Origin of the sequence: Marinobacterium profundum, assembly GCF_001528745.1 — a bacterium.
GTDB classification, from domain to species: Bacteria; Pseudomonadota; Gammaproteobacteria; order Pseudomonadales; family Balneatricaceae; genus Marinobacterium_A; species Marinobacterium_A profundum.
In genome coordinates this window covers 1-22,301 of record NZ_BCNS01000119.1, presented here as the reverse complement: position 1 = coordinate 22,301, position 22,301 = coordinate 1, and the positions used below count along the sequence as shown (strand labels likewise).

Sequence of the window (22,301 nt, the reverse complement as noted above, 5' to 3'; positions counted from 1 at the left end):
TCGCCTTAAAACACCGCAAAAGCCCACTCAAATCAGTCGACTCTCGCTACGGCTAGCATTCTCGGACAGCCTCCTAGCCAGGCATTCAGGTCGCTGAATAACGACAATAGGCCCGGCTCGGTTTTTTCCCTATACTAGGCCGCTTTATCCACCCCGGATCAGGATTGTAATCAAGATGCAACAGACTGAAATGTTCGCTTTACTGGAACGCAAAATAGAAGAAATGCTGGAAGAAGTTGAGCTTCTGCGCATGGAAGTGACTGAACTGCGCGATGCAAAAGATGCACTGGAAGCCGACAAATCCGAATCGACCCGTCGCCTGCAGTCGCTGCTGGCACGTTTCGAATCCGATCAGGCCGAACAGTCCGCCGCCTGAGACACTGGCGCACTGCGGCAGATTCCGATCTGCCGGACACACCATGCCCCCGGTACAAACCCTGTTCCTGCGCATCCATGCACCCTCAGGATAAGTACGTCCCTGTACAAACCCTGCTCCTGCGCATCCATGCACCCTCAGGATAAGTACGTCCCTGTACAAAAAAGGGCCCGATCAACAGACCGGGCCCTTTTTTTATGCGACGCTCAAACAACGATGGTATAAGGCTTAGCTATCAGCCCGAGGTGCCGCGAATATAGACTTCAACGCGGCGGTTCTGCGCACGTCCGGCAGCCGAGCCGTTGTCTGCCACAGGGTAGCGCGGGCCATAGCCCTGGGTCGTCATGCGCAACTGAGACACACCCCGGCCCACCAGATAGCTGGCAACACTGGCAGCGCGCTGTTCAGACAGGCTCTGGTTGAACTCAAAGGAACCAGTGCTATCGGTATAACCGTTCACACCGACGGCGCTGTCCTTGTACTTGTTCAGCACCAGCGCCACATCGTTCAGCACGGGGTAGAAGCCCCCATCCAGCTGCGCGCTGCCGGTCTGGAAGGTAATGTTGCCCGGCATGATCAGACGGATGTCATCACCCACTCGCTCTACACCCACACCAGTACCGTCCAGCTGCTGGCGCAATTCCATTTCCTGCTTGTCCATGTAGGCGCCAACACCGCCGCCCACGGCACCACCCACCAGAGCACCAATCAGGGCGCCCTTGCCACGATCCTTGCCGCTGGATACGGCGGCGCCAAGCAAGGCACCACTCACGGCACCAATACCTGCGCCCTTGGTGGCGTTCGCAGTTTTTTCTTCCCGTGAATAAGGGTCAAGAGTCGTGCAGCCCGCCAGCACGCTCACCAACATCGTCGCTGTAATTACTTTTTTCATCATTGACAGTTCAACTCCAGCTGTTACGCCCGAATCGCGGGCGGCTCAGGATCCATTCTAAACGTGCTGCATTAACAGCTACTGAAGCCCCCTGAAAGCGCATTTTCGCCGCATGTCAGCAAACCCCACCATAACCCCTTTAGCATAGGTTCTTTGTACCGGCTGGCAACCGTATAGCACTATTTATTGCCCTTGCGCACGGCGGCACGGGGGGATTAGCGCTAGTCAGTCCGGCGAACAACCGATAAAATGTCACGGCTTGAACCTGTCCTCTTTAAAACCCAGCGCCCGTTCTAACCGAGGAGTCCCCTTTGTCTCAGCTGCCTGTCATTGTCGGTTTTGGTGGTATCAATCCGGCCGGTCGAGCCTCATCGCATCACGCCTATCGCCGCGTGATTCTTGACAAGCTTGACGCGAACAGCCGCCAGCAGACGCTACTCAGCCTCGCAACGCTGATGAACCTGGCCAGTTACAAGGACGACCAATACCTCAACGCCAGCGGCGAAGCCCTCCCGCTGGAGGATCTGCTGATGCAGGTAGGACAGCAGGTCATCGACAACACCCTGATTCGGCGCATTCACCCCGACTGGTTTGATGTTGATGCCGTAATGTTCAATCGCCCAGCCGATATCCAGGGTACTGATGGCCAGCTGCGTTTCCAGCTGCGCAGCCGCCACATGCCCCAGCAGGTGCCAGACAACTGGGAAGTACGACCACTGGGACCAGGCCAGGTGGAAGTAACCCTGAGCGGGCGCTGCGAAGTTATCTTCCCCGACAGCAAAACAGCGCAGGTGCAGTCCGCCGGCATGCTGCCAACGGGCTTCGCCCCAGGCACTCTTTACCAGTCGCGCAACCATCCGCGCAACCTGCAGATGACCGTCTTTGCCGCGTCCGATGCGCTGCAGTCCAGCGGCGTGCCCTTTGAGCGCATCGCGGCCAAAGTAAGACCCGACCAGATCGGCGTCTATGCCAGCAACTCCATCGGCCAACTGGACGACTTCGGCTTCGGCGGCCTGACCAAGTTTCCGGCGCTGGGCAGACGTACCACCTCCAAGCAGATGCCACTGGGATATGCCCAGATGCCGGCTGACTTCGTTAATGCCTACGTGCTGGGCAATGTCGGCGTCACCGGCGGCGCTCTGGGCGCCTGCGCCACCTTCCTCTACAACCTGCGCAATGCCGTCAACGACATCCGCAGCGGCGCCCGCAAGGTCGTCCTGGTGGGCGGCAGCGATGCCCCGATAACGCCGGAAATCATTGAGGGCTTTCGCGCCATGGGCGCCTTGGCCGAAGACAAGGATCTGCTGGCACTGGATGGTCTAAGTCAACTCAGTGCCGATGACTACCGGCGCGCCTGCCGCCCCTTTGCCAATAACTGCGGATTCACCATTGGCGAATCGAGCCAGTTCGTAATGCTGATGAGCGACGACCTGGCGCTGGAAATGGGCTGCCAGATCTTTGGCTCAGTGCCCGATGTGTTCGTTAACGCCGACGGCCACAAAAAATCAATCTCTGCTCCCGGCGTTGGCAACTACCTGTGCATGGGCAAGGCCGCCGGCATGGTGCGCACCCTGCTGGGCGAAGAAGCGCTGCGCCAGCGCAGCTTTGTACAGGCCCACGGCACCAGCACGCCGCAGAATCGCGTGACCGAGTCCCATGTCCTGAACGAAATTGCCCGCGCCTTCGGCATCGAGTCCTGGCCCGTGGCGGCGATCAAGTCCTACCTCGGCCACTCCCAGGGCACCGCCGGTGGCGATCAACTGTCCATGTCCCTGGGCACCTGGCAGTACGGTTTTATTCCCGGTATTCACACCACACCGCAGATTGCCGACGACGTTAACAGCAGTAACCTGCTGTTCCCGCACCAGCATCTGGAAGTCGGCGCCCAGGGCATGGACGCCGTCCTGCTCAACGCCAAGGGCTTTGGCGGCAACAACGCCAGCGCCCCTGTACTCTCGCCAACGGTTACCGAACAGCTGCTGGAACGCCGCCACGGCACCAAGACCATGACTCGCTGGCGCCAGCAGCGCGAGGCCGCCATTGCCGCCTCCGCCGCCTATGACGATAACGCCAGCAAAGGCCTGAGCAGACCGATCTATCTATACGACAACGGCGTACTGGAAGGCAGCGACCTGCAGATCAGCGACCGCGAAGTACGCCTGCCAGGCTACGAACAGGCCGTCAGCCTGATTCCAGACAACCCCTTCAAGGACATGTGCTGAGGCATTGCGCCAGGGCACAGACATCACAGACAGGAAATCCCATGCGCCTCGTTACTCTCTTCGCCCTTGCCCTGACATTGAGCGGCTGCCTCGTCCTTGAGACCAAGCAGGAAGATTTTTACACTCTGGACACGCGCTACCTGCAGCTTTGCCGCGGCACCTCGAATACCTGTCTGGAACTGGCACTGGTTGCACCCGGCATTGCCCTGGCCGACCCCATAGAGGAAGCCTACGCGCAGCAGCTCACGCCGCCCAACTACCCCCTGAGCCTGGCAAAAATGATGCTGGACCCCGCCGATGGCAGCTACAGCGCCAAGCCCGCGGATGAGAATGGTCGCTACTATGTACTGCCGATCAATGACAAAACCACCGTGGCCTGGAGTACACTGAACAGCATCTTCGACTGGATCTACCCGGACGACAACGATTAGGAAGCCCGCGGCGAAAGACGCTTTCACCTGCAGTATTCGCGGCGAGGCGCCGCTCCTGCACGATTTTTCAGGCGATATTCAACGCTAAAACCTCACGCACATTGGCGGTGGTCTGACGGGCAATGTGCTCCGGCGCCTCGCTTCGCAGACTGTACAGGACCTCGAAGATATCCCTTACCCGCTCCGGTCTATTAGGCTCTTCGCGCCAGTCAGACAGTGGCATATCCGGGGCATCTGTTTCCAGCACCATGGATTCGAGCGGCAGGGTCGCCGCCAAATGCCGCAGCTTGGTGGCACGCCTGTAACTGAGTACGCCGCCAAACCCCAGCTTGAAACCCAGATCTATATAGATATGCGCCTGCTGCTCACTGCCGGAAAAGGCATGCACTACGCCGCCCCGCGGCAGCTTGAATCGCCGCAGGGTCTTCAGCATCTGATCATGAGCCTTGCGCACATGCAGCAGCACCGGCAAGTCATACTGCTTCGCCAGCAGCAACTGCCGCTCCAGCAGCAGCTGCTGAGCCTGCACATCACTATCAGAAATAAAGAAGTCGAGGCCAATCTCACCGACGGCCAGAGCCTCACCCCCAGCCAGGTGCTGCTGCAGCAATTCCAGATGCTCAGGCCGGTGTTCAGCCATAAAGCAGGGGTGCATCCCCAGAGCAGGGTATAGCAGAGGATAGTGTTCGTAAGCTTGAGACTGCAACTGACATAGTTGCAGGAGGCGCGACCAGTACTGCGCCGTCACGCCCGGCAGCAAAATCTGGCGAACACCTACGCTGCGCGCATTGCGCAGCGCCTGATCACGCCAGCCATCGAAAGCGGCAAAATCCAGGTGACAATGACTGTCAAACAGATCCAGGTCTGATTCCATCATCACCCTCCCGCCGCATCAGTAACGAACCCTGCCTCCAAGAAACAAAGCCCAAAGCCAGCAACATCATCGAACAGCTGCTGGCACCTGCGTATCAGTGCTCGCGTGTCGCCCTGAATGCGATATCCGGCCAGCGCTCCTGGGTCAGACTCAGGTTAACCCGCGTCGGCGCCAGGTAGGTCAGCAGACCGCCACCATCGATGGCGAGGTTTTCATAGCCCTTGCGGCGAAATTCCTCGAGCATCTTGTTATCGCTGCATTCAACCCAGCGCGCCGTCTGCACAGTGACAGCCTCATAGACGCAGTCAACCTTGTACTCATCCAGCAGGCGGTAAACGACAACCTCAAACTGCAGCTGGCCGACCGCGCCCAGCACCAGATCGTTGTTCTTCAATGGCTGAAACAGCTGCACCGCGCCCTCTTCCGACAGCTGCTGCAGACCTTTTTGCAGCTGCTTCATTTTCATCGGATCCTTGGGCCGCACCCGGCGAAACATTTCCGGCGCAAAGTGCGGAATACCGGTGAATTTCAGATCCTCACCGGCTGTAAAGGTATCGCCGATCTGAATGGTGCCGTGGTTGTGCAGGCCAATGATATCGCCCGACCAGGCCTCTTCAACGTTCTCGCGATCGCCGGCCAGAAAGGTCACCGCATCGGCGATCTTCACATCCTTGCCAATACGGGTGTGGCGCATTTTCATGCCCCGCTCGTACTTGCCAGAGCACACGCGCATAAAGGCGATACGGTCACGGTGCTTGGGATCCATATTGGCCTGGATTTTGAAAACGAAGCCGCTGAAGCTTGCCTCATCAGCCTCCACCGGACGACTCTGGGTCTGGCGCGCAGCGGGAGCAGGCGCCCATTCAACAAAGTCATGCAGCATTTCCCGCACACCGAAGTTGCTCAGCGCGGTGCCAAAGTAAACCGGCGTCAACTTGCCCGCCATGAACGCTTCCCTGTCCCACCGGTGGGTTGCACCCCGTACCAGTTCCATTTCCTCGACAAAGTCGTCGTAAATATCGTCCAGCAACTCACGCGCCTGCGGTGAATCAATGCCCTTGATACGGATATCATCGGACAGAACCGAATTCTTGCCAGGCTCGAACACGTGAATTTCATCGGTGTAGAGGTTATAAACACCCTTGAATTCCTTGCCCTGACCTATGGGCCAGGTGATAGGCGCCGCCTGAATGCGCAACACTTCCTCAATTTCATCCAGCAGCTCGATGGGATCACGAATATCACGGTCGAGCTTGTTGACGAAGGAAAAAATCGGCGTGTCGCGCAGACGGCAGACCTCCATCAACTTGATGGTGCGATCCTCGACACCCTTGGCGCCATCCACCACCATCAGCGCCGAATCCACCGCCGTCAGGGTACGGTAGGTATCTTCCGAGAAATCTTCGTGCCCCGGTGTATCCAGCAGATTGACGGTGCGACCATTGTACGGAAACTGCATCACTGATGAGGTGATGGAGATACCACGTTCCTGTTCCATGGTCATCCAGTCGGAGGTCGCATGGCGGTCACTTTTCTTGCCCTTGACGGTACCGGCCTTCTGGATCAGCTGCCCCAGCAGCAGCAGCTTCTCGGTAATGGTGGTTTTGCCCGCATCAGGGTGAGAGATGATGGCAAAGGTGCGTCTGTTCCCGACGGCGCGGGCAAGCTCAGTTGCTGACATAGATTAATATTTCGCTCTGATAACCGGCGCGGCACATACCGCCGCCCGGCGCTTGATCGCGCCGGCTCGTCCACCGGACTCACTGAATAGGGATAACCGCCTATTTTCCCCGATCAGGCATCAAGAAACAATCGGTGATTCAGCAACCAGTGCAGCAGAATCACCGAAGCCCTGACGCAGCATGACCAGCATCGCATCGACGATGACAGACGCCTGAGCCTTCATATCCACCCGGGTGTCGCCAGCAAACCAGTTGGCGATCAGGCCATCGACCATGGAATGCAGCATAAAGGCCGCAAGTTCCACCGGCAGATCCGCCGGCAATTGTCCTCGTTTGATGGCGTTAATGAGGATACGCTCCGTGCGGGCCCGAAACTGGCCGTGCATCAGCTGCATGTGGGCACCAATTTCTTGCAGTTCGCCATCCAGGTCGTTGCGATTGATCATCAGGCGAAAAATCTGCTGATGAACCGGATTGCTGACGACCATTTGCAACAACAGCACTATCAGCTCGCGCAGTTTTTCCAGCGGCTGCGGCTCCTGCGGGTTTTCGCTGATATCGGCCAGCTCATCAAGCGGATTGCGCAACTGTGCCCAGAGCGCCTCGAACAGTTCAGCCTTGTTTTTGAAGTGCCAGTAAAAAGCCCCCCGTGTCACACCCGCGGCCGTGGCTATATCCGACAGCGTGGTGCGGGCAATACCCTTCTCGCAAAACTGCTCAAGCGCAGCCGCCATCAGGCTGTTGCGGGTCTCCAGCGCTTCTTCTTTTGTGCGACGCGCCATAACTCACTTCCGTCGTCAGTTTATTTACATACATACACGTTTGTATGTATCATACGCTTCAATTAACTGACTGCCAATCTGCTGCCACCGCAAAATCTGCAACCGCGCAGCGCAACCAAACAGGGTGCACCATTTTGAACACACCAATCCGTCGTACGCTGACTGTCGCCGTACTGGCCGGCATCCTGCTCACTGGCTGCGATAACTCAGGCCCTGCCAATGCCGGCATGGGCGCCCCCATGGCCATGGAAGTGGACGTGGCAACACTGCATAGCCAGCCAGTCAGCCTGACCACCGAGCTGTCCGGTCGCACCAGCGCCTACCGTATCGCCGAAGTTCGCCCCCAGGTGAGCGGCATCATTATTGAGCGGTTATTCACTGAAGGCTCGGACGTCAAGGCAGGCCAGGTGCTGTATCGCATAGACCCGGCCAGCCACAAGGCCGAGGTTGCCATTGCCGAGGCTGCCGTCGCCAGGGCCCGCGCGTCCGAAAGCAGCGCCCGCCTCAAGGCTCAGCGCTATGCAGAGCTCGTCAAGACCAATGCCATCAGCACCCAGGATCATGACGATGCCCAGGCCAGCCTGAAGCAGCAGCAGGCCGAGATTGCCTCAGCCCAGGCGCAGCTGGATGCCGCCCGCATCAACCTGGCGTACACCGAGATCAAGGCTCCCATTGCCGGGCGCATTGGCAAGTCTGCCATTACCGAGGGCTCCCTGGTTACGGCCCAGCAGAGCCTGGCCCTGGCCAGTATTCAGCAGCTCAACCCGCTCTATGTCGATATGCGCCAGTCCACCATCGAGCTGCTGCGCCTCAAGCGCAGTCTGGCCGATGGCAGCCTGGTCACGGTCGCAGGTGACAAGGCTGTCATCACCCTGCTGCTGGAGGATGGCTCGAAACATGATCAGCAGGGCCTGCTGCAGTTCGCCGATGTTACCGTCGATGAGAGCACCGGCATGGTTAACCTGCGCGCCGAGGTTCCCAACCCGGATCTGTTCCTGCTGCCCGGCATGTTTGTACGCGGTGAACTGACCGAAGGCGAACGCCCTCAGGGTCTGCTGGTGCCCCAGGTGGCTGTTACCCGCACGCCCAATGGCCGCGCCACAGTCCTGACGGTGGATGCAGAAAACACCGTAGGCCTGCGTGAAATAGGTATCAGCCGTGCCATTGGTGATCAGTGGCTGGTTGAGTCCGGCCTGGAGGATGGTGTTCGCGTCATCACCGCTGGCACCCAGAAAGTGCGCCCCGGCATGACCGTAAGTGTCAGCACCCCGGATACTGCCCAGAACGATAGCCAGCAGAACGGCGCATCGGCCAACCCCGCCGCCAGCCAGCACTAATCAGGAGCGCGTTTTAATGGCCAGATTTTTCATAGACCGCCCTATCTTCGCCTGGGTTATCGCCATCGTCATCATGCTGGCAGGGGCGCTGTCGATTCTGACACTGCCCGTGGCCCAGTACCCGACCATCGCGCCGCCGACGGTCAAGATCAACGCCAGCTACCCGGGCGCATCCTCGACTGCGGTGGAAAACTCGGTCACCCAGGTGATCGAACAGAACATGACCGGGCTAGACAATCTGAGCTACATGTCGGCTCAGAGTGATGCTGCCGGCAACGCTACCATTACCCTGACCTTTGCCAGCGGCACCGATCCCGATATCGCCCAGGTACAGGTACAGAACAAGCTGCAGCTGGCCACCCCGCAGCTGCCACAGGTGGTGCAGTCACAGGGCATCAAGGTATCCAAATCCTCCACCGGATTCCTGATGGTTGCCGCGCTGATTTCCAAAGATGGCAGCATGAACAGCCAGGATCTGGGTGATTACATGACCGCCACGCTGCGCGAGCCACTGAGCCGCATCGAAGGCGTGGGCGATGTCACTGTCTTTGGCAGCCAGTACGCCATGCGTATCTGGCTGGACCCCAACAAGCTCAACAGCTACAGCCTTACACCGCAGGATGTGCGCAGCGCTGTCCAATCGCAGAACAGCCAGGTCGCTATTGGCGAACTCGGCGGCCTGCCGGCGGTTGAAGGACAGCAGTTCAGTGCCACACTCATGGGCCAGGCACGCAAAAGCAATGTTGATGAATTTAACAACCTGCTGCTGCGCGTGAACGCCGATGGTTCAAAAGTCTATCTGCGCGACGTTGCACGGGTCGAGCTCGCCGGCCAGAGTTACGGCACGGCGGCCTACTACAATGGCCAGCCGACCGCCGCCGTGGCCATTCAGCTGGCAACCGGCGGCAACGCCCTGGATACCGCCGCCGCCGTGCGGGCAAAGCTTGCCGAGATGTCCGAGTTTTTCCCCCTAGAAATGGCCGTGGTGTACCCCTACGACACCACACCTTTCGTGAAAATCTCCATTCAGGAAGTCGTCAGTACACTGTTCGAGGCCATACTGCTGGTGTTCCTCGTCATGTACCTGTTCCTGCAGAATTTCCGCGCCACCCTGATACCCACCATTGCGGTCCCGGTTGTGCTGTTGGGTACCTTTGGCGTGATGGCGGCCTTCGGCTTTTCGATCAACACCCTCACCATGTTCGGCATGGTGCTGGCCATCGGTCTGCTGGTAGACGATGCCATAGTGGTGGTAGAGAACGTCGAGCGCATCATGGCACAGGAAGGTTTGTCACCCCGAGAGGCCACTCGCAAGTCCATGGGGCAGATTACCGGCGCCCTGATCGGCATTGCGCTGGTGCTGTCTGCCGTCTTCGTGCCCATGGCGTTCTTTGGCGGCGCCACCGGCGCCATCTACCGCCAGTTCTCCCTTACCATCGTATCGGCCATGGCACTGTCCGTACTCGTTGCCATGGTGCTGACACCGGCCCTGTGCGCGACCATGCTCAAGCCCGTGGATAGCCATGCCCATGGCAACAAGCGCGGCTTTTTCGGCTGGTTCAACCGTATCTTCGATCGCGGCACCCAGGGCTATACCAATGGCGTGCGGCGTATCGTCAAGCAGAGTATCCGTTATGGCGCACTCTACCTGGGCCTGATCGTGGTACTGGCGGTGCTTTTCGTGCGCCTGCCCAGCTCTTTCCTCCCCAACGAAGACCAGGGTGTGTTTTTCAGCCTGGTGCAGTTGCCAGCCGGCGCCTCGCAGGAGCGTACCAAGGCTGTGCTCGACAAGACTCGCGCCCACCTGCTGGAAGCCGAAAAAGAAAATATCGAGTCCGTACTCACGGTGGCTGGTTTCAGTTTTGCCGGTAGCGGCCAGAATGCCGGTATCGTATTCGTCAAATTGAAGGACTGGGACCTGCGCAAGGCACCGGGACGGGACGCCGATTCCATTATCGGTCGCACCATGGGCTTTTTGATGGGCATCAAGGAAGCCAATGCTTTCGCCTTCAACCTGCCGCCGATTCCCGAGCTGGGAACCGCCAGCGGCTTCGATTTTTACCTGCAGGATCGCGCCAATCTCGGCCACGAGCGCCTGATCGAGATCCGCAATCAACTGCTGGGCATGGCGGCACAGGATCCTGCACTAATGGGTGTGCGTCCCAACGGCATGAACGATACCGCCCAGTTTGAAGTCAAGATTGATTACGATCGGGTACTGGCCCAGGGCCTGAACATCGACGATATCAACGATGCACTCTCCATTGCCTGGGGCTCAGCCTATATCGACGACTTTATTGATCGCGGCCGTGTGAAAAAGGTCTACCTGCAGGCCGATGCTCCCTTTCGCATGACGCCTGAAGACCTCAACCTGTGGCATGTACGCAACAGCAACGGCGAAATGGTGCCCTTTACCGCCTTTGCCAGCACGCAGTGGAGCTACGGCTCGCCGCGCCTGGAGCGCTACAACGGCTCACCGGCCGTGAATATCGTCGGTCAGGCAGCACCTGGCATGAGTACTGGTGATGCCATGGATGCTGTCGAGCGCCTTGTCGGCCAACTCCCCGCCGGTGTCGGTATCGAATGGACCGGGCTGTCGCTGCAGGAACGCATGGCGGGGGATCAGGCGCCGGCACTCTATGCACTGTCGATCCTGATCGTATTCCTTTGCCTGGCCGCCCTGTATGAAAGCTGGAGCATTCCGTTCTCGGTCATCATGGTGGTACCGCTGGGGGTACTTGGCGCCGTAGTGGCGGCCTTTGCCTACAACCTGTCCAATGATGTCTACTTCCAGGTCGCCCTGCTCACCACCATCGGGCTCTCGGCCAAGAACGCTATCCTGATCGTGGAGTTCGCCAAGCATCTGCACGATCAGGGTACAGGTCTGGTGGAGTCCGTGATCGAAGCCGCCCGCATGCGTCTGCGCCCGATCCTGATGACATCCCTGGCATTCATTCTTGGTGTGCTACCGCTGGCCATCAGCACCGGTGCCGGTGCCGGCAGCCGCAACGCCATTGGCATTGGCGTCATGGGCGGCATGATCGCCGCTACCGTGCTGGCCATCTTCTTTGTACCCCTGTTCTACGTGGTGGTGATGCGCCTGTTCGGGCGCCGCAGTGCACCGCTCACTACCGAGGTCACGACGCATGACTAACCGTCTGATTGGCCTGTGCGCGGGCGCCCTGTTGCTCAGCGCCTGCTCCCTGGCGCCACAGTACCAGCAACCGGCCACGCCCGAGGGTGCGGCCTGGCAAGCTGCCGAAACTCTCGCCGAGCTCCCGCAGCCTGAAGCGGTTTTTACCGACCCCGGACTGCAGCGACTCATCAGCCTGGCGCTGGAAAACAACCGCGACCTGCGCCTGGCGGCGCTGAATGTGGCGGCCTTTGAGGCCCAGTACCGCATCAGCCGTGCTGCCCTGCTGCCAACACTGGATGCGAGCCTCGCGGGGTCGCGTCAGCGATTGCCGGCGGATGTGTCCAGCAGTGGTGCCGCCATTAGCAGTCAGTACAGCGCAGGCATTGGGCTCACAGCCTATGAACTGGATTTCTTTGGCCGCATTCGCAGCCTCAAGGATCAGGCCCTGGAGCAATACCTGGCGCAGCAGCAGAACCAGCACAGCGCTCGCATTGGCCTGGTATCAGCGGTTGCTTCAGCCTACCTGACGCTGGTGGCAGACCGGGACCTGCTACAGCTCAGCGCCTCGACTCTGGAAAGTGAGCTGCAAAGTCTGGCCCTGATCGAGCAGAAGCAGCGCCTTGGCGTCGCCTCCGAACTGGAACTGGCTCAGAGCCGCATGACGGTGGAATCCGCCCGCGCCAGCGAAGCCCTGTACCAGCGTCAGGTCACCCAGGACATGAACGCCCTGACCCAGCTGCTCGGCACCCAGCTACCCATGAATCTGGCGCTACCAACAGACCTGACGGACGTAGAAATCGCCGCTACTCCAGCGCTGGCACCTTCGCAACTGCTGCAGCAGCGACCCGACATCCTGGCCGCCGAACATCAGCTGCGCGCCGCCAATGCCAATATAGGTGCAGCCAAGGCAGCACTCTTTCCCAGCATCAGCCTGACCACAAGCGCGGGCTCCCTGAGTCCGGACCTGGGCGGCCTCTTTGCCGGCGGCTCAGGCACCTGGCTAATGGCGCCGTCACTGAACCTGCCACTGTTCGATGGTGGCCAGCGCGCCGCCAATGTCGAGGTTGCCAAGGCACAGCAGGAAATAGCCGTGGTCAGCTACCAGCAGGCCATTGAAACGGCCTTTCGCGAAGTTGCCGACAGCCTCAACACCCAGGCACAGTTCGACCGCCAGTTGGCGGCCCAGGCAGCCCAGGTGGTTGCCGGTGAGCGCTATCTGCAACTGGCGGACCAGCGCTTTGAGCAGGGCGTCGACAGCTACCTGACCCGCCTGGATGCGCAGCGCTCCCTCTTCAGTGCCCGTCAGCAGTTGGTCAGCACGCACCTGGCTGAACTGAACAACCGCATCAGCCTGTACAAGGCGCTGGGCGGCGGCTAGACCCTCTGCCCCTGCGCCATAACACCCGGCGCAGGGGCAGGTATAATGCACGGCACCCTGCCTCGGCCACCTACAACACCGCAGGTCTGAACGGAGCCCGGTGGGCACGGCAATCGCCAAAACTCAGATGTACTGCCGGCCGCTATTGCTCGTCGATATAGATGCGGGCATTAAAGCTGCGAATCCAATCGGGATAGAACACCATCATGCCGGTCATCAGGATGCCGTTGAGCAGAGCTTCGGGAAACATGATCAGCGGCAGCAACACCACATACTCCTGACTGATCTGTTCCCATGGATACAGATCCAGCCCCCACAGCAGCACTACCGCAGCAAGACCCGCAAGCGCTACCGCAACAGCCGCACCGAGAAAGGCACAGCAGAACAGATAGACGAAGAAATTCTTTGCCAGACGCGCCTCCACCAGCCGCAGCATGCCAAGACTGGCCAGCGCTGGCAGCAAGATGGTGCAAAGGCCGTTAAAGCCGAACCCCTGCCAGCTTTCAAGACCGATCCAGCTCACGCCCAGCAGCGCCAGGGTCGCCGAGACGATCGCCAGATTCCAGCCGAACATCAGCGTAAGTGTGGTCATGCCCAGAAAGTGAATACCCAGCCCCGGTGAAATGCCGGCGCGCAAGGTCCAGAGCAGCGTCAACGCCACAGTACTGCCAAAGAATAGATGTTGCAGGTGCCGGTTGCCCAGCAGTACGCCCCAGGGCAGGCGCCACAGGGCCAGCAGTACAAAAGGAGCAAACAGGGCGAGAAGCCAGAGAGGAGTGGCGCCTGTCAGCATGCCGTCAGTGATACTCATAGCAGTGGTCTCTTGTCAGCCTCAACCGCCTGGGCGAACACTCATCAGAACTGCATCCTCGTGACCGGTCGCGGTGGGGTAATAGCCTCTGCGGCGCCCATCCTCGATAAACCCCAGTGCCCTATAGAGCCCCAGCGCCGGCTGGTTAGAGGCTCGCACTTCGAGCATCAGACGCTCGATACCCATCCGCGCCAGCTGTACTAATGCGTGGGTCAACAATAGCCGCGCCAGACCGCTGCGCTGATACTGCGGCGCCACGCCTACCTGCAGCACCTCAGCCTCATCCAGCAAATAACTTAACAGCACAAAGCCCTGCAAGTCTCCGTCACAAAAAATGCCAAGATTAAGGCACCGGGGGTGCAACAGACGCGCCCGCAGCATGTCCTGGCTCCAGGGCGGATCAAAGCACTGCGGCTGCAGCTTATTCAGGCTTGCCAGATCAGCCAGTTCCAGTACTCGAACCTCAGCCATCGGCGGGCGTCTCTTCGGCCAGGTGGCGCATCAGCGGCTGCAGATCCCGCCAGACATCCCGCTTGCACCCTGGCACCTGCAGCATTTCACTGAGGCTCGCCGTCGCCAGCGCTGGCACATGGCTGCGCGGCCTGAACAGCATCCCGCGCATGCCATCACCGGCCTCGGGAGACTGCAACAGCAGACGCGCTGCCGCATCACCCAGCAGCAGCACAAAGCGCGCCTGTGACTGCTGCAGCATCAGATCAAACTTGCGCTGTACCGCTGTCTGCGCCTGATCCCAGCCCTGATCGAGGGAGCGGCTGGTGAAGGCCGGCCAAGGCAGCAGCTGTGCCCGGGGTGGCTCCGCTGCTGGCATGCCAAGGGCACGCCAGAGCGACATCGCCAGACGCAGATGGGCGGGGCTGAAGCCCCCACGCGACTGTGGAGGCAAGGAGTCGATAATCAGGCCGTCGCCCATGGCCAAAAATGCCAGTTTGAACTCCGGCACAACCTGAGGTTCGGGGCGTCGTGCACGCGGCGCGGCCGCCTCTGGCTGCACAGGTGCAGCGACTGGTGTTGCCGTGGCATGGCCAGACGAGGTTGGGGTTATGGAAGAAGCCGCTGCTGGAGTTCCAGCGGCAACAACAGGCGCTGCCTGAGGGCTAACCTGAGGAGCGGCAGTTGCTGTAGCGGGTGGAGTCTTACGCGGCGGCGCTACAGCGGGGCTTGCTGCTGCAGACCTCGCGGGCGCAGCCTTTGAAGCTGAGCCTGATCCTGGAGCGGGCGACGCCTCCAGGCTGTCCAGCAACGCAGCCCGACCGGCCCCGCTGGGGGCCGCACTAGTGCGACTGGCCGCGGCAACGGCGCTTGCGTCTACTGCAGTGCCATCCAGGCTCGACTCCGGGCTCTCACCGTCATCCCAGGCGTCCGTTGCGCCCTGTTGAAACTGCCACACCCAGTCTGCAGACGGCTGGGCACCGGCCAGTGGCTCCCGCGGAAGCCAGCTGCTGATGCCCATCGCCTGCAGATACCGGTGGCGTAGCTGTTGTGACTGCGAATCCTGAGCGTTCATCACACCTGCGGGTGTGCCTTCTGAACGTTGGCCTCAAGCAGATTCAGCGCATGCACATAGGCCTTGGCCGAAGCGATAATGATATCGGTGTCGGCACCCAGCCCATTGACGATACGCCCGCCCAGTTCCAGCCGAACGGTGACTTCGCCCTGAGAGTCGGTGCCACTGGTAATGGCATTAACCGAGTACAGCTCCAGGCTCGAGCCCGACTGCACCATGGACTCAATCGCCTTGAAGGTGGCATCCACCGGGCCCGATCCCGCCGCCTGCGCCGACTGTTCCTGACCATTAACCATCAGGGTCACGCTGGACTCCGGCACTTCGCCGGTCTGGGAAGTTACCCGCAAGCTGCTCAAGCGGTAGGTTTCATTGCCAGCGGTGGCACGGGTGTCGGACACCAGCGCCATCAGGTCTTCATCGAAGATCTCGTGCTTCTTGTCCGCCAGATCCTTGAAGCGGGCAAAGGCATCATTCAGCTCGGCTTCAGATGCAACGCTAGTACCCAGTTCTTCAAGGCGCGCGCGAAAAGCGTTACGCCCCGAGTGCTTGCCCATCACCATGCGGTTGGTGTGCCAGCCGACAGATTCAGCGGTCATGATTTCATAGGTTTCACGGTGCTTGAGCATGCCATCCTGGTGAATGCCCGACTCATGGGCAAAGGCATTGGCGCCGACGATGGCCTTGTTGGGCTGTACCGGAAAACCGGTCACGCTGGACACCAGCTTGGATGCCGGCACTATCTGGGTGCTATCGATATTGGTGGTCACGCCCAGTGTATCGTGGCGGGTACGGATCGCCATGACGATCTCTTCCAGCGAGGCGTTACCGGCACGCTCACCCAGGCCGTTGACGGTACATTCCACCTGCCGCGCACCGGCTGACACCGCCGCCAGGGAGTTGGCAACCGCCAGCCCCAGGTCGTTATGGCAGTGTACCGAGAAGATCGCCTTGTCGGCATTGGGGATGTTCTGGATCAGGCGGGCGATGGTTGCGGCAAATTCCTGCGGCACCGCATAACCCACGGTATCCGGGATATTGATGGTGCGGGCACCGGCATCGATAACCTGCTCGATAATGCGGCACATGAAATCAAATTCTGAGCGGCTGGCATCCTCCAGCGAGAACTCGACATCATCCATCAGGTTACGCGCCCGGGTAACGGCCTTCACCGCCTGCTCCACCACCTGATCCGGCTGCATCTGCAGCTTGTACTTCATGTGGATCGGCGAGGTGGCTATAAAGGTATGGATACGCCCGGAATTGGCGTTGCGCAGTGCCTCCCCAGCGCGGTCTATGTCCTTGTCCAGCGCACGGGACAGAGAGCAAATGGTGCTGTTGCGTACCGTATCGGCAATCGCCTTGACCGCCTCAAAGTCACCCTGGCTGGCAATGGCAAAACCCGCCTCTATAACGTCAACGCGCATCTTCTCGAGCTGGCGGGCAATGCGCAGTTTTTCGTCCCGGGTCATGGAGGCGCCGGGGCTTTGCTCGCCATCACGCAGAGTGGTATCGAAAATGATGACTCTGTTGCTATCACTCATCGGGAAGTCTCCAAATCGGTTGCGGCGTCGCCCGGTTGTTGCCGTCACAGGCGGGGTGCGGCCTGGTCTGCTCACAGGATACTAATATAAAGAAAAGAGGGGGAGGAAAAATCAGGCTGCCTGCCGCTCGTCAAGTCGATCAACGCACTCTGATTAGAGCGCTGCGAACCGCATACAACCCCCTGCCTGGGCCCGCAGTCACTGCGATAACAGGGTGGAATGGAGGGCCTGGCTGCTCCGGTTCGTAACTATAACGCCGCGTTGACTATTTGCAACCCGGTGCCGCTACAATGGTCCGCAACCTAAGGTTCACGCAAAAGGTGCAGCATGGCTCCAGAAAATTTTGACCGCATTATTGACCGCCGCGATACCGCCAGCGAGAAATGGGAAAAGTACCGCGACAGCGAAATACTGCCCATGTGGGTCGCCGATACCGACTTTATGTCGCCGCCGGCCGTCATCGAGGCACTGCAGCAGCGCATCAGCCACGGCGTCTTCGGCTATACCCAGACACCGGCCGAACTTAACGGCCTGGTGATCGAGCGCATGCAACGGCTCTATGGCTGGACTATCAAGGCCGACTGGCTGGTATGGCTACCGGGCCTGGTGTGCGGCCTCAACCTCAGCTGTCGCAGTGTCGGTATCGACGGTGACAGCGTACTGGCGCCCAAACCTGTCTACCCGCCCTTCATGACCGCACCGAGACTGTCATCACGCAAGCTGATCACCGTCCCCATGCAGCAACAGGGATCGCGCTGGACGCTGGATCTTGACGCTCTGGAAGCCGCCATTACCCCCGACAGCCGGCTGCTGCTGTTCTGCAACCCCCACAACCCCGGCGGTACCTGCTACAGACGCACCGAACTGGAGCGCCTGGCGGCCATAGTGCAGCAGCACGACCTGATCGTCTGCTCCGATGAAATCCACTGCGATCTGATTCTGGAGCCTGGCGTCGAGCACCTGCCGCTGGCATCAATCAACAGCGCTATCCAGGCCCGCAGCATCACCCTGATGGCACCGAGCAAAACCTACAATATCGCGGGCCTGGGCTGCTCCTTTGCCATCATCCCCGATCCTGAACTGCGCAAGGCCTTTAGCCGGGTACGCAAGGGCATAGTCCCGGACGTCAATCTGCTGGGCTACACCGCAGCGCTCGCCGCCTACCGCGATGGCGATACCTGGAACCGGCGCCAGCTCGACTACCTGCGTGGTAATCGCGATTACCTGGTGCGGGAAATCAACAGTATTCCGGGCCTGCGCATGGAACCGGTGGAAGCCACTTACCTCGCCTGGATAGATGTTTCCGCCGCCAAGCTCGAAAACCCGGCGCACTTCTTCGAACAGGCGGGGGTCGGCATGTCACCGGGGCGGGACTTCGGCGATGACCGCTATATGCGCCTCAACTTCGGCTGCCCCCGCGGCCTGCTGGAAGAAGCCGTACGCCGCATACGCAGCGCCCTGCTGAATTACCTGCCGGCGTAAGACTGGACTCAGGCCCTGTCGAACGGAAAGGCGATCACATCACTGATAGACGTGGTTTGCAGCGCCAGCATTACCAGCCGATCCACGCCCAGGGCGACGCCGGCACAATCGGGCAGACCCTGCTGCAGCGCGCTGACAAGCCGGTCTTCCAGCGGCCGCTGCGGCAGGCCAAGGCTGGCACGACTACTCTGATCCGCCTCCAGTCTGTGTGCCTGCTCGGCGGCATCAGTCAACTCGTGGTAGCCGTTGGCCAGTTCCATGCCCTGAATAAAAAGTTCGAAACGCGCCGCCACCGGCGTGCCGTCTTCGCCGGGCCTTAGCCGGGCCAGCGCAGCCTGACTGGCGGGAAACTCATGCACGAATACAGCGCCCTGCCCAGCCAGCGCAGGCTCGATCAGATGGGACATCAGCAGGTTCAGCCAGCTGTCACGATCCTCATCCTCCATGGCAACATCCAGCGAAGCCCGCGCGCAGGCCTTCAGCTGTGAAAGCGGGGCCTTTAGCGGATCCAGCCCCAGCTGCTCCTGAAACAGCGCCCTATAAGTCACGCGACGAATCGATGACAGACCCAGCACGCCGCACACCAGCGCCTCGACCTCATCCATCAGCGCAGCATCGTCAAAATCCGGCCTGTACCACTCCAGCATGGTGAATTCCGGATTATGTCGCCCGCCCGACTCACCGTTGCGATAGGCCCGACCCAGCTGATAGATGGCGCCTGAACCCGCCGCCAGCAGCCGCTTCATGGCGTACTCGGGGGAGCTTTGCAGGTACAGTGGCTGTACAGGCCCACCCGGGAAAGGCGCATAAACCGCTTCAATACTGTCTATAAAGGGGTCGCTCACGGCACGGTGCGACAGCGTCGGCGTTTCCACTTCAAGTACATTGCGTGCGGCAAAGAAATCGCGGATAGCGGCCAGAATCTGCGCCCGACGACGCAGATTTTCAATCGATGCGCTTGGGCGCCAGTCTTGAGCTTTCATATAACAGCAGTCTTGGTTAAAGGATTAACGGCAGTAATGCGGCTCCAGAGTCCACAAACGACAACGGCAGCCGAGGCTGCCGTTACTGGAAACTCGCAGGCCTGAATCAGGCGCGGCTGACGTAGCCACCTGTGCGGGTATCGATTTTCAGAACATCACCTTCTTCGATAAACAGCGGTACCCGAACCACGGCACCGGTGCTCAAAGTCGCAGGCTTGGAGCCGCCCTGAGCCGTATCACCCTTAACACCGGGATCAGTTTCAGTCACTGTCAGCTCAACAAAGTTGGGCGGCGTAACGGCGATGGGGTTGCCGTTCCACAGCGTGATCATGCTGCGGTCCTGTTCCTTGAGCCACTGGTGCGCATCGCCCACAGCGCTCTTGTCGGCGGCGAACTGCTCAAAAGTGGCAGGCTCCATAAAGTGCCACCACTCACCATCGCAGTACAGATATTCCATGTCGCGATCCATGACATCAGCACCTTCCGCCGACTCATTGGACTTGAAGGTTTTTTCCCAGGTACGACCGGAAATCAGGTTGCGCATTTTTACACGGGTGAATGCCTGACCTTTACCCGGCTTGACGAACTCGACGTCCGTCATGGTGCAGGGATCACCGTCGAGCATGATTTTCAGGCCGTTCTTGAACTGGTTCGCAGAATAATTTGCCATATAGGGGAAGTCTCGGGACTCGATTAGCTAACTGAAGACCGGGCGCTGCCCGAAAATTGACAGTCATTCTACTTGAAAGCAGAATGCGATCAAATTCCCTTCTTGCGTCCGCGGTCCCTGATGAATCTTCCGGTAACACTGCTCGATGACTGGCAACAGCTGCTCAGTCATACCATTGATGATCCCGCCGAGCTGTTGCGCCTGCTGGAACTGCCCGACGCTTTGCTGGTACCGGCCCGTGCCGCGGCCGGCGACTTCCCGTTGCGAGTGCCCAAACCCTATCTCAACCGTATCCGCAAGGGCGACCCGGATGATCCGTTACTGCGTCAGGTACTGCCCCTTGGTGCCGAGCGTCTGCAGGTGCCGGGATATGTCACAGACCCGCTGGCAGAAATGGCCGCCAATCACCACGATGGCCTGATCCACAAGTACAAGGGACGGGTACTGCTGATTCTCACCGGCGCCTGCGCCATCAACTGCCGCTACTGTTTTCGGCGTCACTTTCCCTACGACGACAACCGTCTGGGGCCGGAGCAATGGCAACAGGTGCTGGACTATCTGCGCCAGCAGCCGCAGGTCAATGAAGTGATTTTCTCCGGCGGCGACCCGCTGGCCACCAGCGACAAGCGCCTGGCACGCATGATCCGGGATCTGGCCGAAATCCCCCACCTCAGCCGCATCCGCGTGCACAGCCGGCTTCCTGTCGTGATCCCCCAGCGCGTGACGGACAGCCTGGTCGAGGCCCTTACCGGTACCCGACTGCAGTCTGTAATGGTGCTGCACGCCAACCATGCCAATGAGATCGACACCGAGGTCGATCTGGCCATCAGCCAGCTCAAGCGCGCCGGCGTGACCATGCTGAACCAGTCGGTGCTACTGCGCGGCGTGAACGACAGCGTCGAGGCGCTACAGGCACTCAGTGAGCGACTCTTTGCCGCCGGCGTACTACCCTATTATCTGTTTGTACTGGATGCCGTGGCCGGTGCCGCCCACTTTGATGTCAGCGACGACGAGGCTAAAGGTTTAATGCAGGCACTGCAGGCCGAACTGCCCGGCTTTCTGCTGCCGCGCCTTGCACGGGAGATTCCGGGCCGCCCGTCAAAAACCCTGCTGGCGCTCGGAGGAGACAGTACCGTCTGAGTCGCCTTCATGCGACAATCTGAATTCGCCGCATGCAGTAACGAATGGCATTGCAGTCGCTGCGATTAATAGCTAGCACAGCAGGAAAGATAATCATCATGGATCTACGCGGGAGCCTGTTTAGATGAAAGCCTGGAAACTCTTGGTTGTCGCCACCGGCGCCATTACGCTGGTCGGTTGTGGCAACATGTTCAAAAAGCCCGCCCCCGTCGTGGAGCCTGAGCCAGAACCTGTTGTGTATGTCCGCCCCATTCCCAAACCCGTTGTACAGGTACACGGCTTTCGCGCCAGCAAGCCCGGCAGAGGCGGCCTGACCGATGCGCATATCAGCTTTAGCAATGTCTCCGACCAGACCTTCCAGTTTGTGATGTTCAAGACCACGGCTTACAACGCCGAGGGCAAAATCATCAATGCCAAGAAAACCAACAGACCCGATACCTGGCTGCGCGTTGCCGGTCCCTTCCGGCCTTTCAGCAGTGCCGGCGAGCACAAGTGGGACAAAATCTGGAGCAACAAGAAGGCAACCTGCTTTGAAGTCGAAGGAGTCGAGATCATCTACATGGATGGCGCCAACGAGTTTTACAATGCAAGTCGCCTCGGCGAGATTCTCGACCCCAGCCTGAACAACAGTTGCCGTCCCTCTCTGGCACAACAGTAACAAACCGCGAATATCAGGGGGCGCCGGCCTGCCGACTGCCCCATCGACCTAATATTGACTGCGCTAGTGTAGTGTTGCACTCTTGGTGGCGCTTTAGAACGCGCTCATTTTTTCGCCAGCCAAGGCGTGAGGCGGAGTCATAGTGGGGCTACGGCGACAACGAACAACGCAGGATGGCGGAAAAAGGGGCCGTTATAAGCTTCATATAGCGTGAAACACTACACTAGCAGCCTGTCGGACTTACCACTGATCTACTGCGGAAAAGCCGATTCTGGTCATTTTTCGTCCTCTTTTTTACTCGTCGCAGGCTTCTCGGTCTGCGACCCCGCTAAAGCGGTTCTTTCCACTTCGTTTCAAGTGTTAGATAGAACCACTATTTGC

Annotated in this window: 19 protein-coding genes; 9 read left to right on the top strand and 10 right to left on the bottom strand. The window is 59.7% G+C overall.

Features of this window, described 5'->3' with window-relative positions; translation table 11 throughout:
- Nucleotides 1-175 precede the first annotated feature (175 nt).
- Nucleotides 176-376, top strand: coding sequence for a hypothetical protein (locus MPRO_RS12630; RefSeq protein ID WP_067292890.1), 201 nt, complete (start codon nucleotides 176-178; stop codon nucleotides 374-376).
- A 235-nt stretch (nucleotides 377-611) separates the two neighbouring features.
- On the opposite strand, the gene MPRO_RS12625 is transcribed toward MPRO_RS12630, so the two are convergent.
- On the bottom strand, nucleotides 612-1,268 hold the full coding sequence (locus MPRO_RS12625; RefSeq protein ID WP_067292896.1) for a YiaD family glycine zipper/OmpA-like lipoprotein: 657 nt from the start codon (nucleotides 1,266-1,268) through the stop codon (nucleotides 612-614).
- A gap of 311 nt (nucleotides 1,269-1,579) precedes the next feature.
- On the opposite strand from MPRO_RS12625, the gene MPRO_RS12620 reads away from it, so the two are divergent.
- On the top strand, nucleotides 1,580-3,490 hold the full coding sequence (locus MPRO_RS12620; protein ID WP_067292887.1) for a beta-ketoacyl synthase: 1,911 nt from the start codon (nucleotides 1,580-1,582) through the stop codon (nucleotides 3,488-3,490).
- 41 nt (nucleotides 3,491-3,531) lie between these two features.
- Nucleotides 3,532-3,921, top strand: a complete 390-nt coding sequence (locus tag MPRO_RS12615; protein ID WP_067292884.1) for a hypothetical protein — start codon at nucleotides 3,532-3,534, stop codon at nucleotides 3,919-3,921.
- 67 nt (nucleotides 3,922-3,988) lie between these two features.
- Here MPRO_RS12615 and MPRO_RS12610 read toward each other — a convergent pair whose 3' ends face one another.
- The 3 genes from MPRO_RS12610 to MPRO_RS12600 all read right to left on the bottom strand — a co-directional run bounded on the left by MPRO_RS12610 (nucleotide 3,989) and on the right by MPRO_RS12600 (nucleotide 7,259).
- Nucleotides 3,989-4,798: a TatD family hydrolase gene (locus MPRO_RS12610; protein ID WP_245635092.1), complete on the bottom strand. Its 810-nt coding sequence runs from the start codon at nucleotides 4,796-4,798 to the stop codon at nucleotides 3,989-3,991.
- A 91-nt stretch (nucleotides 4,799-4,889) separates the two neighbouring features.
- Entirely contained in the window at nucleotides 4,890-6,476 is a 1,587-nt protein-coding gene (locus MPRO_RS12605) for a peptide chain release factor 3 (protein WP_067292876.1), read from the bottom strand.
- A gap of 120 nt (nucleotides 6,477-6,596) precedes the next feature.
- Nucleotides 6,597-7,259: a TetR family transcriptional regulator gene (locus MPRO_RS12600; RefSeq protein WP_067292872.1), complete on the bottom strand. Its 663-nt coding sequence runs from the start codon at nucleotides 7,257-7,259 to the stop codon at nucleotides 6,597-6,599.
- 134 nt (nucleotides 7,260-7,393) lie between these two features.
- Between MPRO_RS12600 and MPRO_RS12595 the strand changes: the two genes are divergently transcribed.
- The 3 genes from MPRO_RS12595 to MPRO_RS12585 are packed head-to-tail and all read left to right on the top strand — an operon-like array spanning nucleotide 7,394 to nucleotide 13,110.
- On the top strand, nucleotides 7,394-8,596 hold the full coding sequence (locus MPRO_RS12595) for an efflux RND transporter periplasmic adaptor subunit (protein WP_281177178.1): 1,203 nt from the start codon (nucleotides 7,394-7,396) through the stop codon (nucleotides 8,594-8,596).
- A 16-nt stretch (nucleotides 8,597-8,612) separates the two neighbouring features.
- Entirely contained in the window at nucleotides 8,613-11,750 is a 3,138-nt protein-coding gene (locus tag MPRO_RS12590; protein WP_067292869.1) for an efflux RND transporter permease subunit, read from the top strand.
- Nucleotides 11,743-13,110: an efflux transporter outer membrane subunit gene (locus MPRO_RS12585; protein ID WP_067292866.1), complete on the top strand. Its 1,368-nt coding sequence runs from the start codon at nucleotides 11,743-11,745 to the stop codon at nucleotides 13,108-13,110. Before MPRO_RS12590 ends, MPRO_RS12585 begins: the two co-directional genes overlap by 8 nt.
- A 142-nt stretch (nucleotides 13,111-13,252) precedes the next feature.
- Here MPRO_RS12585 and MPRO_RS12580 read toward each other — a convergent pair whose 3' ends face one another.
- The 4 genes from MPRO_RS12580 to MPRO_RS12565 are packed head-to-tail and all read right to left on the bottom strand — an operon-like array spanning nucleotide 13,253 to nucleotide 16,987.
- Complete coding sequence (locus MPRO_RS12580; RefSeq protein ID WP_067292863.1) at nucleotides 13,253-13,921, bottom strand: energy-coupling factor ABC transporter permease; 669 nt, start codon at nucleotides 13,919-13,921, stop codon at nucleotides 13,253-13,255.
- A gap of 21 nt (nucleotides 13,922-13,942) precedes the next feature.
- On the bottom strand, nucleotides 13,943-14,392 hold the full coding sequence (gene rimI / locus MPRO_RS12575) for a ribosomal protein S18-alanine N-acetyltransferase (RefSeq protein ID WP_067292860.1): 450 nt from the start codon (nucleotides 14,390-14,392) through the stop codon (nucleotides 13,943-13,945).
- The gene (locus MPRO_RS25805; protein ID WP_158651809.1) at nucleotides 14,385-15,446 is read right to left on the bottom strand and encodes a hypothetical protein; all 1,062 of its coding nucleotides are present in this window, start codon (nucleotides 15,444-15,446) and stop codon (nucleotides 14,385-14,387) included. Before MPRO_RS25805 ends, rimI begins: the two co-directional genes overlap by 8 nt.
- Nucleotides 15,446-16,987 carry a 2-isopropylmalate synthase gene (locus MPRO_RS12565; protein ID WP_067292854.1) on the bottom strand — a complete coding sequence of 514 codons (1,542 nt, stop codon included), beginning with the start codon at nucleotides 16,985-16,987 and terminating at the stop codon, nucleotides 15,446-15,448. The genes MPRO_RS25805 and MPRO_RS12565 overlap by 1 nt, the downstream gene beginning before the upstream one ends.
- Before the next feature lie 327 nt (nucleotides 16,988-17,314).
- Between MPRO_RS12565 and MPRO_RS12560 the strand changes: the two genes are divergently transcribed.
- Nucleotides 17,315-18,469, top strand: coding sequence for a MalY/PatB family protein (locus MPRO_RS12560; protein WP_067292851.1), 1,155 nt, complete (start codon nucleotides 17,315-17,317; stop codon nucleotides 18,467-18,469).
- Between the two features lie 8 nt (nucleotides 18,470-18,477).
- Here MPRO_RS12560 and epmA read toward each other — a convergent pair whose 3' ends face one another.
- Both epmA and efp read right to left on the bottom strand, forming a co-directional pair.
- Entirely contained in the window at nucleotides 18,478-19,452 is a 975-nt protein-coding gene (gene epmA / locus MPRO_RS12555) for an EF-P lysine aminoacylase EpmA (RefSeq protein ID WP_067292848.1), read from the bottom strand.
- A 106-nt stretch (nucleotides 19,453-19,558) separates the two neighbouring features.
- Entirely contained in the window at nucleotides 19,559-20,122 is a 564-nt protein-coding gene (gene efp / locus MPRO_RS12550; protein WP_067292844.1) for an elongation factor P, read from the bottom strand.
- A 120-nt stretch (nucleotides 20,123-20,242) separates the two neighbouring features.
- Here efp and epmB point away from each other — a divergent pair, with 120 nt between their 5' ends.
- Nucleotides 20,243-21,262, top strand: a complete 1,020-nt coding sequence (gene epmB, locus MPRO_RS12545) for an EF-P beta-lysylation protein EpmB (protein WP_067292841.1) — start codon at nucleotides 20,243-20,245, stop codon at nucleotides 21,260-21,262.
- A gap of 124 nt (nucleotides 21,263-21,386) precedes the next feature.
- A complete protein-coding gene (locus MPRO_RS12540; protein ID WP_067292838.1) occupies nucleotides 21,387-21,920 on the top strand; it encodes a hypothetical protein in 534 nt (177 codons plus the stop codon).
- The last annotated feature ends 381 nt before the right edge of the window (nucleotides 21,921-22,301 follow it).